This window comes from Sphingomonas glacialis (genome assembly GCF_006439055.1).
GTDB classification, from domain to species: Bacteria; Pseudomonadota; Alphaproteobacteria; order Sphingomonadales; family Sphingomonadaceae; genus Sphingomonas; species Sphingomonas glacialis_A.
In genome coordinates, this window is record NZ_RCZC01000002.1 from 554,910 (window position 1) to 567,767 (window position 12,858).

The following is a 12,858-nucleotide window of genomic DNA, read 5'->3' on the forward strand; positions in this document are numbered from 1 at the left end:
TTGACGGCCAAGCCTGCACCGGCTTGGGTCGCACCTCCGCACCGCTACGGAAGCAAACGCTCATGACGCTGTCAGATCTCCTCGTGCCCACTTACGTGCAGATGCTCGGGGCGGTGTCGAATTGGCTCACCAAGGCCGAGACGCAGCGGCTGGACGGCGCCGCGGAGGCGCTGTTGGCCGCGCGGCTTTCGCCCGACATGTTTCCGCTCGCGACCCAGGTCCGTTTCGCCTGCCGTCAGGCACAAGAGGCGGTGTTCCGTCTTCTGGAACAGGATTTCCCCGCATCGTTGCAAGCGCTGCTCGACGAAGGCCGAAATGGCTGCGAGCAGCCCGGCACCCTCGCCGACGCAAAGGCCCGGATCGCGGAGACGCTCGCGGTAGTCGAGGCTGCTGCGACGACCGGCATCACCATCGACGGTTCGGCGCCGATCGCGCACGCGCTGCCAAACGGCATGACGCTCGACCTGACGGCCGAGCAATATGCGCGCGACTGGGCGCTGCCGCAATTCTATTTCCATGTCGTGATGGCCTATGCGATCCTGCGCGCCGAGGGCATCGACCTCGGCAAAGCCGATTACGCCGCGCACATGTTCGCCTATATCCGCCCGCCCGCGACGGCCTGATACGCGCGCCGGGCGGCTGCCGGGCACCACCCCCGCGGGCGTGAAGGGTAGCGCCGTCAATGCGCGCGCCGGGACGCATGTCGATCGCATCGCGCCCGACACCGTGCTACCCCCGCCGCCGCTGCTCACCCCCGCGCAGCCGGAGGACAAGATCATCGGATCCGCCCAACTCGACGCCGGCGTCTTCGGCCTCAGCCTCACCGCGCCGCGCCTCGGCGATCGATATCCCGCGATCGGCACCGACGGCCGCGAACATCTTGTCCACGCGAAGGGCGACGTCTGATGCCGACGGGAATCGTCAATTGGCGCGACGTCGGCGCGCGCGAGCTTGCCGGGATCGCGCCGGGGCGGATCTTCCGCTCGGGCCATCTGGCGGACGCAACGCCCGAGGATCTCGCCGAGCTCGCGGCGCACGGCATCACAACCATCCTCGACCTGCGCCGTCCGCGCGAGCGCGCGGCCTCGCCGACCCCGGCGCTTGGCCCGGAAGTGACGATCCTCACCTCCGATCTGGGCGACGAGCCCGAACCGATGCTCGTCACCTTCTTACGCGAAGGCGACGTCACCCCCGCCGGCCTCGATGCCTATCTGCTCGACTATTACAGCAACGCCGCCTTCCTGCCGCGGCACCTCGCCTTGTTCGGCGCGATGTTTTCGCGCCTGCTCGAAAGCGATGGCGCGATGCTGGTGCATTGCGCCGCGGGCAAGGATCGCACCGGACTCGCCATCGCGCTCCTCCAGACCGCGCTGGGAGTGCCGCGCGAGCCTATCCTCACCGAATATGCCGCGAGCAACACCGCGTTCGCCAACCCTGACGCGCTTGTCCGCGCGCGGACGCATCTGTGCCGCGTGCTGGGGGAGACCCCGCCCGATTTCGCGATCACCGCGTTTCTGGGGGTGTCCAGCCACCACCTCACCGCGGCGTTCGACGGGATCAACCGGCGCAGCGGATCGACCGACGCCTATCTCGAAGGCTTGGGCGTGGGATCGTCGGAACGCGCCGCGCTGCGGTCCAAATTGGCGGGATAGAGGCTCGAACCCGCGCTCTCGCCCGCGCCCTCGCCCGCACTGTCGCCGCCGAGCACCTGATAGAGCGTGACGCGGTTGCTGAGCGCGGAAAGATCGGTCGCGATCTTGGTCTGGCGCGCGGTGTAATAGGTCCGCTGTGTCACCAGCGCCGAGAGATACGTATCGATCCCCTCGCGATAGCGCGCCTCGGCGAGCACGTTCGCCTGGCTCGACGCGCGGAGCAGATCGGCTTGCGCCGCCTGCTGCCGCTCGATCGTGCCGGCGCGCGCGAGCGCATCGGCGACTTCGCGGAATGCGCTCTGCACCGCTTTCTCATATTGCGCGAGGTACAGGTCGCGCTGCGCCACGCTGTAGGCAAGATTGCCGCGATTGGTGCCGCCGAAGATCGGCACGCTCGCCGACGAGCTCCCCGACCACGAAAACGCGCCGCCGGTGAACAGCGATGACAGCGCAGTGCTGGCAAACCCGACCGCCGAGGTAAGCGTGATCGTCGGGAAGAACGCCGCACGCGCCGCGCCGATATTGGCGTTGGCGCCGATCAGCTGATGCTCGGCCTCGATCACGTCGGGGCGCCGCAGCAGCACCTCCGACGACACGCCGACCGGCACCTTGGCGATCCCAGCCTCCAGCGTGTCGAGCTTGCCCGGCAGCAGCGCCGCCTCGACTGGCGCACCGACCAGCAGTTCGAGCGTGTTGCGGTCCTGCGCGACCTGCGTCGTGGCATTCTCGACGTCGGAGCGCGATTGCGCGTTGGTCGTCTCGATCGAGCGGACATCGACCTTGCCGGTCAACCCGGCATCGTTGAGCGAGCGCGTCAGCCGGAGCGAGCGCGCGGTGCTGGCGACGGTGTCCTGCGCGACCGCGAGCAGATCCTGATCGGCGGCGAGCGTCGCATAGGCCGTGGCGGTCTCGGCGATCAGCGCGAGCCGCGTGTTACGCGCGCCCGCCTCGGTGCCGAGATACGTCTCGAACGCCGCCTTGCTGAGATTCTTCAGCCGACCGAACAGATCGATCTCGAACCCGCTCACCCCGACATCGGCCGAATAGCTGTCGATCCCCCCGGTCGTATTGCCGCCGCGTGACAGCGACGGGCCACCGCTCGCCGAGATCGTCGGCAGCTGCGACGCACGCTGCACGCGATATTGCGCGCGCGCCGAGGCGATATTGGCGACCGCGGCGCGCAGATCGCGATTGTTGGTGAGCGCACGGTCGATGATCGTCCGCAGGCTCGGATCGGTGAAGACATCGCGCCACGCCAGCGGCGTCTGCGTGCCCGATGCCGCGGGCCCATAGGCAGGCCCGGTCGGAAAGCTCGGCGCGACCGGCGGCGCCGGCCGGACATAGACCGGCGCGAGATTGCATCCCGACAGCAGCGTCGCGGTGGCGACGATAAGGAACGGCTGGCGCATCACTTGGTCTCCGGCGCGGGCAAGGCCGGCGCGTCGTCACGGTGGTCCGGATCGGTCTTGTCCATGCCGAACAGGCGCCCGACCAGGACGAAGAACATCGGCACGTAGAAGATCGCGATGGCGGTGGCGGTCAGCATCCCGCCGATCACCGCGGTGCCGATCGCGATCCGGCTCTGCGCCCCCGCCCCCGTCGCGATGGCGAGCGGAACGACGCCGGCGATGAAGGCGAGGCTCGTCATCAGGATCGGCCGCAACCGCACCTTGGCCGCCTCGAGCGCGGCGTCGAGCGCGTTCTTGCCCGCCTTGTGTGCATCCTCGGCGAATTCGACGATCAGGATCGCATTCTTCGCCGCCAGCCCGATCGTGGTGAGCAAGCCGACCTGGAAATAGATATTGTTGTCGAGCCCGCGCAAAGTGACCGCGACCACCGCGCCGATCACCCCGAGCGGGATCACCAGCAACACCGCGATCGGGATCGACCAGCTTTCGTACAATGCGGCAAGGCACAGGAACACGACCAGGACCGAAATCGCATAGAGTTTGGGCGCCTGCCCGCTGGTCAGCTGTTCCTGATACGACAGCCCGCTCCACGCATAGCCGGTGCCCTTGGGCAGCTTCTGCTGCAACGCGACGATCGCCTTCAGCGCATCGCCCGAGCTCGATCCGGAGGCGGCCTGCCCCTGGATTTCGTACGACGACTGCCCGTTGAAGCGCGACAGCGACGACGGCCCCTTGGTCCAGCTCGTCGTGGCAAAGGCCGAGAACGGCGTCATCGTGCCGGTCGACGCCGCGCGTACCATCCAATTGTCGAGATCGCTCGGCAGCGCGCGGAACTGCTGGTCGGCCTGCATATAGACGCGCTTGACGCGCCCGCGGTCGACGAAGTCGTTGATATAGGTGCTGCCCCAGGCCGAGCTCAGCGTCGCGGTCACGTCGCTTTCGGCAAGGCCGAGTGCGGCGAGCTTGGCTTCGTCGATATCGACATGGAGCTGCGGCGTATCGTCGAGCGAACCCGCGCGGACGCCCGCCAGCGTGGGGTCCTTCCCCGCCGCCGCGATCAGCTGATTGCGCAAGTCGAGGAAGCGCGCCTGGCTGAGCCCGCCGGTATTGAGCAGTTCGAAGGTGAAGCCGTTCGACTGGCCGAGCCCCGAGATCGCCGGCGGGGTCAGCGCGAAGACCTGCGCATCGCGGATCGCCATGAGCTTCATCGTCGCGCGCCCGGTAATCGCGTCGGCCGAATTGGCCTTGTCGCCGCGGTCCTTGAACGGCGCGAGATTGCCGAAGGCGAGACCGGCATTCTGGCCAGAGCCCGAGAAGCCGAACCCCTGGATGCTCAGCAGGCTGGCGACGTTCTTCTTCTCGTTGGTGAGGAAGTAGTTTTCCACCTGATGCGCGACCGCATCGGTGCGCTCGGCGGTGGCACCCGCGGGGAGCGTGAACTGCACCAGCGCCTGCCCCTGATCCTCGGTCGGCAGGAAGCCGGTCGGCAGCCGCACGAACAGCACGGCAAGCACGACGCAGATCACCGCATAGACGCCCAAGTGCAAGGCACGGCGCCCGACGACACTGCGAACCGCGCCGACATAGCGCCCGGTCGTGCGATCGAACCAACGGTTGAACTTGCCGAACGGACCCTTGCGCTCGAGCGGATCCTGATGGCTCGGCTTGAGCAACGTCGCGCAGAGAGCCGGCGTCAGGATCAACGCGACGAGCACCGACAGCAGCATCGCCGAGACGATCGTGATCGAGAACTGACGATAGATCACCCCGGTCGAGCCACCGAAGAACGCCATCGGCAGCAACACCGCGGACAGCACCAGCGCGATACCGACCAGCGCGCTGCCGATCTCGCCCATCGACTTGATCGTCGCGTCGCGCGGCGACAGCCCCTCTTCGGCCATGATGCGCTCGACATTCTCCACGACGACGATCGCATCGTCGACGAGCAGGCCGATCGACAGGACCATGCCGAACAACGTCATCGTGTTGATCGAATAACCGAACAGCGCGAGCACGCCGAACGTACCGAGCAGCACCACCGGCACCGCGATCGCCGGAACCAGCGTCGCGCGCCAGCTCTGCAGGAAGACGAACATCACGATCACGACCAGGACGATCGCCTCGAACAGCGTCTTGACGACTTCCTCGACCGACAGCTTGATGAAGTCGGTCGTGTCGCGCGGATAATCGATCACATAGCCGCTCGGCAGGCCGGCCTCGAGTTCCTTGACCTTGGCCTTGACCGCCGTGGCCGTCGCAAGCGCATCGGCGCCCGGCGCAAGCTGGATCGCGATCGCGCCGCCGGGATGTCCGTTGACGCGCGAAACCGTGTCGTAGCTTTCGTTGCCAAGCTCGATCCGCGCGACGTCGGACAGCCGCACGACCGACCCGTCGGTCTGCGCCTTGACGATGATGTTGCGGAACTGCTCGGGCGTCTGGAACCGCGACTTGGCAGTGACGGTGGCGTTGAGCCGCTGGCCGGCCGGCGCAGGCTTCTGCCCGATCTGCCCGGCCGAGACTTCGACGTTCTGCGCGCTGATCGCGGTCTGCACGTCCGACGGCATCAATTTGACCGCGGCGAGCTTGTAGGGATCGAGCCAGATGCGCATCGCATATTGCGACCCGAACACCTGACTCTGCCCGACGCCGTTCACGCGCGCGAGCGGGTCCTGATAGGTGTTGACGAGATAATCGGCGATCGCGGTCTGGTTGGCGCGGTCGGTCTTGTCATAGATCGCGACGATCATCAGGAAGTCGCTGTTCGACTTGGTGACGGTCACGCCCTGCTGCTGCACCTGGTTGGGCAGCCGCGACAATGCCTGCTGGACCTTGTTCTGGACCTGCACCTGCGCGGTGTCGGGATTGGTGCCCTTTTCGAAGGTCACCGTGATCGACGCGCTCCCCGCCGAGCTCGAACTCGAGGAGAAATACAACAGCCCGTCGATGCCGGTCAGCTGTTGCTCGAGGATCTGCGTGACGCTCGTCTCGACCGTCGCCGCCGATGCGCCAGGATAGGTCGCGCTGACCGAAACCGAGGGCGGCGCGACATCGGGATATTGCGCGATCGCCAGCGACATCGCCGAGGCGATGCCCGCCAGCATGATCCCGATCGCCAGCACCCAGGCGAAGATCGGGCGGTTGATGAAGAAATTGCTCATCGCTCAGTTCGCCTTGACGGCGACGGGCTTGACCAGCGCGCCCGGCTTGGCCTTGTCGACGCCCTCGACGATCAGCTTGTCGCCCGCCTTGAGACCGGCCGTGATCAGCCATTTGTTGCCGATCGCGCGGTCGGCGGTAACGGTCTTCTGCACCACCTTATTGTCCGCGCCGACCACCAGCGCGGTCGCGGCGCCGGTCGGATCGCGGCTGATCCCGTCCTGCGGCGCAAGGATCGCATTGGGCACGATCGCCTCGGGCGAGACGATCCGCACGAACATGCCGGGGAGCAGCAGATTGTTGGGATTGGGGAAGCGCGCGCGAATCGTCACGCTGCCGGTGTTCTGATCGACGGTAGCCTCGGCGAACTCGATGCGCCCGACCTGCGGATAGTCGGTGCCGTTCTCGAGCTTCAGCCGAATCGTCGCGCTCGCGGGCAGCGCGCCGCCCGAGGCGAGCGCCTGGCGCAAGGCGATGATCTTCGCCGAGGATTGGGTGATGTCGACGAAGATCGGGTCGAGCCGCTGGATCGTCGCCAGCGCATCGGTCTGGCTCGCCGTGACGAGTGCGCCCTGGGTATAGGCCGAGCGCCCGATCCGCCCGGTGATCGGCGCGGTGATCCGCGTGAAGGCGAGGTTGATCCGTGCGGTGCGCAGCGTCGCCTGTGCCTGCGCGACCGAGGCGCGGGCCTGCCCCGCCGCGGCGATGACGTCGTCCTTGTCCTGCTGGCTCACCGCCTCGATGTCGGTCAGCCGGCCATAGCGCGCCGCCTTCGCGGTCGCCGTCACCGCATTCGCCTGCGCGCTGGCGAGCGACGCGGTCGCCTGCTGGACGGTCGCGCTATAGAGCGACGGGTCGATCTGGTAGAGCGGCTGCCCCGCCTTGACCAGCGAGCCCTCGGTGAACAGCCGTGCCTTGATCAGCCCGGAAATCTGCGGCCGCACCTCGGACGACATGAAGGCGGACGTCCGCCCCGGCAGCTCGGTCGAGAGCGTCACCGAGCCCGTGCTCAAGGTCACGAAGCCGACCTCGGGCGTCGGGAAGGCGGGCGGGCCGGACTTCTTGCCGCATGCGCCGAGCGCGAACAGCAGCGGCACGGCAATCAGGACAGCCGACCGGGCTGGCATCGAACGAGGCATTGTAATCTCCGGGGCAGTCGACCGATCTGGCAATCTGCGCACTGTGCCCTTGCGCTTCCAATGTAGGCGCAAAAAGCCAAAGTTGGTGTCGTGCCTTGTGGATCGGTATTGCCCCGTAGCGCCGCGCAACGGCGTGTATCGACGTGTATCACGCACCCGGATCTGCAGGACTTGGCGAATGTGCGATGCTATCGACGCGCATGGTCCCAAGCCTCGACCCCGCTCCAAGCCGTGTGCTCGTCGTCGATGATGACGAGGATATCCGCGAGCTGATCATCGCGCAGCTCGTGCGTGACGGGCATGACGTGGTCGGCGTCGGCACCGTCGCCGATATCCGCCCGGCGCTCGCCGACCGGCCCGCAGACCTGATCGTGCTCGATCTCAACCTGCCCGATGGCGATGGCCTCAATCTGTGCCGCGAACTGCGCGCGCAGGGCATCACGGTCGGCATCATCATGGTCACCGCGCGCGACAGCGCGATCGACCGCGTGCTCGGGCTCGAGCTCGGCGCCGACGACTATCTGACCAAGCCGTTCGAACCGCGCGAGCTCGTCGCGCGCGTGCGCAACCTACTGCGCCGAACGCGCGACGAAGACGGCGCGAAATCGCGCAACGCGCGCACCGCGACCTTCGGCGGCTGGCGGCTCGATCTGGTGCAGCGCCGCCTCGTCGCGCCCGACGACCGGCTGGTGATGCTGTCCTCGGCCGAATTCCGCCTGCTCAGCCGCTTCACCGAGGCGCCCAACATCGTGCTGACGCGCGAGGAACTGCTCCCCGAACGCGCCGCGACGGTGACGTTCGACCGCTCGATCGACCTGCAGATCAGCCGCCTGCGCCAGAAGATGGCGAGCGTTCCCGGCGGCGACGCGCTGATCCTGACGGTGCGCAACGAAGGCTATGTGCTGGCGAGCGATGTCACCTACGCCTGACCGCCCGACCGCGCTTGTCCGCGCGCGCGCGTTCGTCGGGTCGATGGCCGGGCGGATCTTCCTGATCCTCGCGATCGGCATGTCGGCCGCCTCGATCGGATCGCTCTTCGTCGCCGAACAGGCCCGCCAGCGCGATTTCAAGCATGTCCGGCTCGAGCGCGTCGCGCTCAGCACGGTCGATGTCGTCAAACGCCTGCAGGATTCGCCCGAGGTCTTCGGCAAATTGCTCGCCGAGCGGCGCATCTTCGGCGCGATCCCCGCGCCCGCCACGATCGCGGTCAGCCCCAACCCCGAGCTGTCGGGCATCCTGCGGCAACGCCTGGGCGCAGCGGCGCGGCCCGAGGCCGGGCAGGTGCCGAGCCAGACGTGCCTGCCGCGCCGATCCACCGATATCGGGCGCCTCGCCGCCGGCATCGCCGACCTGCCCGAGCCCGATTGCTGGGTGATCCGCTTCGTCGATCGCGCCGGCGTCTCGCATTCGCTCGCAATCCTGCTGCCGGCGTTGATCCTGCCGCGCAGTTCGACGCTCGACCCGGCCTATCTCTCGATCGTGTTCGGTGCGAGCGCGTTGCTCGCGATGATCGTCGCGCGGCTCGCCGCGGCGCCGCTGCGCCGGCTTGCCGAGGCGGCGCGCGCGGTCTCGATCGCCAGCGAGCCCGAGCCCGTTGCCGAGCGCGGACCGACCGAGGTTCAAGCCGCGCTCCGCTCGTTCAACGTGATGCAGCAGCGCGTGCGCGACGGCGTGCGCGACCGCACGCAATTGCTCGCCGCGATCAGCCACGACCTCCAGACGCCGCTCACGCGCCTCCGCCTGCGGCTCGAGCAGGTCAGCGACGACGCTTTGCGCGAACGCCTCACCGCCGATCTCGTCGCGACGCAGACATTGGTCCGCGAAGGGCTCGAGCTCGCCCGCAGCAGCGAGAGCCGCGAACCGCTGTCGAGCGTCGACATCGATTCGCTGCTGTCGAGTATCGCCGAGGACGCCAGCGAATTCGGGTCCGACGTCACCTTCGTCGGCGGCTGCGGCGCGGTCGCGCGCGTAAAGCCCAATGCGCTGACGCGGACCATCGTCAATTTGGTCGAGAATGCGGTGAAGCATGGGGGCAGCGCGCAGATCGAATGCTTCAAGACGCCCGGCAAGGTGACGATCGCGATCCGCGACTTCGGCAGCGGCATCCCCGAAAGCCGGATCGAGGCGATGTTCGCGCCGTTCGAGCGCGGCGACGCCAGCCGCTCGCGCTCGACCGGCGGGACCGGCCTCGGCCTGACGATCGCGCGCGCGCAGGCGAAGACCTTCGGCGCCGAGGTGTTTCTGTCGAACCATCCCGCCGGCGGCCTGCTCGCCGCGGTGGTGCTTGCCGGGTAGCCGACGCGTCAGCCGCTCACATCAGCGTATCGATGACGCCGCCATCGACCCGCAAGGCGGCCCCGGTCGTCGCCGATGCCAGCGGCGAGGCGAGATAGACCACCATGTTCGCGACCTCCTCGACCGTCGCCGCGCGCTGGATGATCGAGCTTGCCCGATGTTCCTGCACGAACGCTGCGGCGACATCCTCGATCGATTTGCCGGTCTTGGCGCGTTCCGCCTCGAGCATCGCCTCGACGCCTTCGGACAAGGTTGGGCCCGGCAGCACCGAATTCACCGTCACCCCGGTTCCCGCCATCCGCTTGGCGAGACCGCGCGCGAGCGCAACGTCGGCGGTCTTGCTGACCCCGTAATGGATCATCTCGACCGGGATGTTGAACGCCGATTCGGACGCCAGGAACAGGAAGCGGCCCCAGCCGCTCGCTTCCATCCCCGGCAGATAGGCGCGCGCGAGCCGGACGCCGGCCATCACGTTAACCTGCCAGTGCCGGTCCCACGTCGCGTCATCGGTCTCGAAGAAATCCGACGGCTGGAAGATGCCGAGATTGCTGACAACGATGTCCGCCTGCGGCACCGCGGCGAGGAGTTCGTCATGCCCCGCCACACTCCCGAGATCGGCCGCCACCCCGCGCGCGCTGCCGCCGAGACGCGCGACCGCGGCATCGACCTTCGCCTGCGTGCGACCGTTGACGATCACCGTCGCGCCCGCGCTCGCCAGCCCTTGCGCGATGCCGAAGCCGATGCCTTCGGTCGAGCCCGTGACGAGAGCGGTCTTGCCGGTGAGGTCGATGCGCATCGGATGGTCCTTTGATCGAATATGGGCGGGGCGCCGCCAAGCGTGGGAGATACGGTTCAGCGAAATGGTGTCGGGCAGTGAGATCTTGAAGGGGCGATCGTCGCATGACCACCGTAACGCTCCAGGCCAGGGCAAAACCTCGCACTGAAACGGGTTCTGCCCCACTGTGGATCGCTCGACTTCACCCACCGTCTCGGTTAAAATGCCGGTGTTCAGCGTGCGTTAGCCCCGGAGACGACTATGCCAGACGATGTGAATGCAGCGATAGAGCGGTTTCAGACTTTTCTTGGGACTTTCCACGGCGATCTGGTCGACGAGAAAAGCGGTTTTACCGTGAGCGACGGAATGCTGCTTGTCGGGGAAGTCCAGTTATCGCACGCGCATCACGAACCGGACGAACGTCCGTTCGACTAAAGCTACGATCGCACACCGCACCGGCACGATGACCCGGTGGCGCTCCCCCCGGCCGCGTGGCAAGACGGAGCGATGATGCCCGCCCTGCCCCCGCTCGCGCCGATCACTAAGCCGTTCGGACTTGCCGCGCTGCTCGTGCTCGCCGCCTGCTCGCCGCGCGCCGATACTGGCCCGGTCGTGGTCAGCGCGATCGGCGGGGCGCCCGCGCTCGCCGATCCGGCCCGCGATGCGCTCGATACGCCCGCGCGCGTGATGCTCGATGCGACCGCGCAAGGGCTCGTCCGCTTCGACGCGACCGGCCAGGTCGAGCCGGGAATCGCCGAACGCTGGAGCGTGATCGACAACGGCACCAGCTACATCTTCCGCCTGCGCGAGAGCGAATGGGCCGACGGCCAGCCGGTGACCGCGTCCGAGGTCGTCAAGCTGCTCCGCCGCCAGCTCGCGCCGCAATCGCGCAACAGCCTGCGCCCGTTCCTCACCGCGATCGACGAGATCGTCGAGATGACGCCGGAGGTGATCGAGATCCGGCTCAAGCGCCCGCGCCCCGATCTGCTCAAGCTGTTCGCGCAGCCCGAACTCGCGCTCTTCCGCGTCCAGCCGCCGAGTGGCAGCGGGCCGTTTCGCGTCATCGCGCAGCGCCGCCGCAGCGTCACGCTGCGTCCCGCCTTCGATCCGTCGCGTGCGCTCGACGACGAGGTCGCCGAACCGTCGCCCGCTTCGACCGTCAAGCTGATCGGCGAGCGCGCCGCGCGCGCGATCGTGCGGTTCGAACGCGGCGAGGCGGCGCTCGTCACCGGGGGCAGCTTCGATGACTGGCCGCTCGTCATGACGACGCAGATCGCGCCCGCCAACCGCCGGTTCGATCCCGCCGCCGGGGTGTTCGGGCTCGCGGTGGTGAGCCGCGACGGCGTGCTGGCCGATCCCGGCAACCGCGCCGCGATCGCGCGGACGATCGACCGCGCGGGCTTCGTCGCGGCGATCTCGGCCGATTGGCCAGCCGATACGCAGCTCCTCCCCGAACAGCTCGATTCGGCCGCGCCCCCCGCGGTGCCAGCCTGGTCGCAACCGCCCGCCGAGGGCGAGCCGACGTCGCGCGCACGGATCGACCAATGGCGCGCCGCCAATCCCGGCGACCTGCGGCTGCGGATCGCAGTGCCGAGCGGACCGGGCGGGACGGTGCTGTTCGGCTATGTCGGCGCGGCCCTGCTGTCGCTCGGCATCCAGCCCGAACGCGTCGCACTCGATGCCGCCGCCGACTTGCGCCTGATCGACGCGGTCGCGCCCTACGACAGCGGCCGCTGGTACGTCGCCACCGCCTGTCAGCCGTGCAGCGAAGCCGCGACCAACGCGATCGAGGCCGCACGCGAGGCGGACTCACCGCGCCTGCGCGCACAACAGATCGCCGCCGCCGATGCCGCGCTGGCGAGCGACGTCGCCTTCATCCCGCTCGCGCGGCCACTCCGCTGGTCGCTGGTCAGCGTCGGGCTAAAGGCATGGACGGGGAACTCGCGCGCGTGGCACCCGTTGAGTCACCTGCGCAACGATTCCAATTGAGGTGACATGGCCAACACGACCCGCATGACTCCCCCGCCGCTCGGCGACTTTGCCGCACGGTATGCGAGCAAGGATCCCGTTGCGGTGCGCAAGCGGATCGAGGCGATGGAGCACCTGCTTGAGGGCCTGTTCACCATTCCCGGCATCAACCGCAAGGTCGGGCTCGACGTGATCCTTGACCTCATCCCGATCGGCGGCGACGTCGTCGGTGCGGCGATGGGCGCGTGGATGGTGTGGGAGGCGCGCAACCTCGGCATGTCGAAACTGCAGATGGCGCGGATGTTCGGCAATGTCGGGATCGATTTCGTGCTCGGCGCGGTGCCGTTCATCGGTGCGATCCCCGATCTGCTGTTCCGCTCGAACACGCGGAACTTGAAGATCATCAAGCGCCATCTCGACAAGCACCATCCCGCGACCGCGGTGATCGACGGCAACTGATGATG

The 12,858-nt window shown here is 67.9% G+C and carries 12 protein-coding genes; 8 read left to right on the forward strand and 4 right to left on the reverse strand.

The window, feature by feature from the left end; all coding sequences use genetic code 11:
• Positions 1–62 precede the first annotated feature (62 nt).
• Genes EAH76_RS06420 through EAH76_RS06430 form a run of 3 tightly spaced genes read left to right on the forward strand, consistent with a single transcriptional unit; the run spans position 63 to position 1,652 of the window.
• The gene (locus tag EAH76_RS06420) at positions 63–623 is read left to right on the forward strand and encodes a DUF1993 family protein (RefSeq protein WP_140849280.1); all 561 of its coding nucleotides are present in this window, start codon (positions 63–65) and stop codon (positions 621–623) included.
• A gap of 40 nt (positions 624–663) precedes the next feature.
• Positions 664–906, forward strand: coding sequence for a hypothetical protein (locus EAH76_RS06425; RefSeq protein WP_140849282.1), 243 nt, complete (start codon positions 664–666; stop codon positions 904–906).
• Positions 906–1,652: a tyrosine-protein phosphatase gene (locus EAH76_RS06430; protein ID WP_140849284.1), complete on the forward strand. Its 747-nt coding sequence runs from the start codon at positions 906–908 to the stop codon at positions 1,650–1,652. The genes EAH76_RS06425 and EAH76_RS06430 overlap by 1 nt, the downstream gene beginning before the upstream one ends.
• Here EAH76_RS06430 and EAH76_RS06435 read toward each other — a convergent pair.
• The 3 genes from EAH76_RS06435 to EAH76_RS06445 are packed head-to-tail and all read right to left on the reverse strand — an operon-like array spanning position 1,586 to position 7,356.
• Entirely contained in the window at positions 1,586–3,061 is a 1,476-nt protein-coding gene (locus EAH76_RS06435; RefSeq protein WP_140849286.1) for an efflux transporter outer membrane subunit, read from the reverse strand. The genes EAH76_RS06430 and EAH76_RS06435 overlap by 67 nt on opposite strands.
• Complete coding sequence (locus tag EAH76_RS06440) at positions 3,061–6,219, reverse strand: efflux RND transporter permease subunit (protein ID WP_140849288.1); 3,159 nt, start codon at positions 6,217–6,219, stop codon at positions 3,061–3,063. Before EAH76_RS06440 ends, EAH76_RS06435 begins: the two co-directional genes overlap by 1 nt.
• Before the next feature lie 3 nt (positions 6,220–6,222).
• A complete protein-coding gene (locus EAH76_RS06445) occupies positions 6,223–7,356 on the reverse strand; it encodes an efflux RND transporter periplasmic adaptor subunit (RefSeq protein WP_140849290.1) in 1,134 nt (377 codons plus the stop codon).
• A 200-nt stretch (positions 7,357–7,556) separates the two neighbouring features.
• Between EAH76_RS06445 and EAH76_RS06450 the strand changes: the two genes are divergently transcribed.
• A complete protein-coding gene (locus EAH76_RS06450) occupies positions 7,557–8,285 on the forward strand; it encodes a response regulator transcription factor (RefSeq protein WP_140849292.1) in 729 nt (242 codons plus the stop codon).
• Positions 8,269–9,651: an ATP-binding protein gene (locus EAH76_RS06455; protein ID WP_140849294.1), complete on the forward strand. Its 1,383-nt coding sequence runs from the start codon at positions 8,269–8,271 to the stop codon at positions 9,649–9,651. The genes EAH76_RS06450 and EAH76_RS06455 overlap by 17 nt, the downstream gene beginning before the upstream one ends.
• Before the next feature lie 16 nt (positions 9,652–9,667).
• On the opposite strand, the gene EAH76_RS06460 is transcribed toward EAH76_RS06455, so the two are convergent.
• A complete protein-coding gene (locus tag EAH76_RS06460; RefSeq protein ID WP_140849296.1) occupies positions 9,668–10,447 on the reverse strand; it encodes an SDR family NAD(P)-dependent oxidoreductase in 780 nt (259 codons plus the stop codon).
• Between the two features lie 240 nt (positions 10,448–10,687).
• On the opposite strand from EAH76_RS06460, the gene EAH76_RS23895 reads away from it, so the two are divergent.
• From EAH76_RS23895 to EAH76_RS06470, 3 genes are all read left to right on the forward strand, one after another.
• Positions 10,688–10,861: a hypothetical protein gene (locus tag EAH76_RS23895; protein WP_161988983.1), complete on the forward strand. Its 174-nt coding sequence runs from the start codon at positions 10,688–10,690 to the stop codon at positions 10,859–10,861.
• Between the two features lie 75 nt (positions 10,862–10,936).
• Positions 10,937–12,415 carry an ABC transporter substrate-binding protein gene (locus EAH76_RS06465; protein WP_140849298.1) on the forward strand — a complete coding sequence of 493 codons (1,479 nt, stop codon included), beginning with the start codon at positions 10,937–10,939 and terminating at the stop codon, positions 12,413–12,415.
• A 24-nt stretch (positions 12,416–12,439) separates the two neighbouring features.
• On the forward strand, positions 12,440–12,853 hold the full coding sequence (locus EAH76_RS06470; protein ID WP_140850394.1) for a DUF4112 domain-containing protein: 414 nt from the start codon (positions 12,440–12,442) through the stop codon (positions 12,851–12,853).
• Positions 12,854–12,858: the final 5 nt, after the last annotated feature.

Coding starts and splice junctions, on each gene's coding strand:
- EAH76_RS06420 (WP_140849280.1), top strand. CDS start 63: ATGACGCTGTCAGATCTCCTCGTGCCCACTTACGTGCAGATGCTCGGG.
- EAH76_RS06430 (WP_140849284.1), top strand. CDS start 906: ATGCCGACGGGAATCGTCAATTGGCGCGACGTCGGCGCGCGCGAGCTT.
- EAH76_RS06435 (WP_140849286.1), bottom strand. CDS start 3,061: ATGCGCCAGCCGTTCCTTATCGTCGCCACCGCGACGCTGCTGTCGGGA.
- EAH76_RS06440 (WP_140849288.1), bottom strand. CDS start 6,219: ATGAGCAATTTCTTCATCAACCGCCCGATCTTCGCCTGGGTGCTGGCG.
- EAH76_RS06445 (WP_140849290.1), bottom strand. CDS start 7,356: ATGCCTCGTTCGATGCCAGCCCGGTCGGCTGTCCTGATTGCCGTGCCG.
- EAH76_RS06450 (WP_140849292.1), top strand. CDS start 7,557: ATGGTCCCAAGCCTCGACCCCGCTCCAAGCCGTGTGCTCGTCGTCGAT.
- EAH76_RS06455 (WP_140849294.1), top strand. CDS start 8,269: ATGTCACCTACGCCTGACCGCCCGACCGCGCTTGTCCGCGCGCGCGCG.
- EAH76_RS06460 (WP_140849296.1), bottom strand. CDS start 10,447: ATGCGCATCGACCTCACCGGCAAGACCGCTCTCGTCACGGGCTCGACC.
- EAH76_RS23895 (WP_161988983.1), top strand. CDS start 10,688: ATGCCAGACGATGTGAATGCAGCGATAGAGCGGTTTCAGACTTTTCTT.
- EAH76_RS06465 (WP_140849298.1), top strand. CDS start 10,937: ATGCCCGCCCTGCCCCCGCTCGCGCCGATCACTAAGCCGTTCGGACTT.
- EAH76_RS06470 (WP_140850394.1), top strand. CDS start 12,440: ATGACTCCCCCGCCGCTCGGCGACTTTGCCGCACGGTATGCGAGCAAG.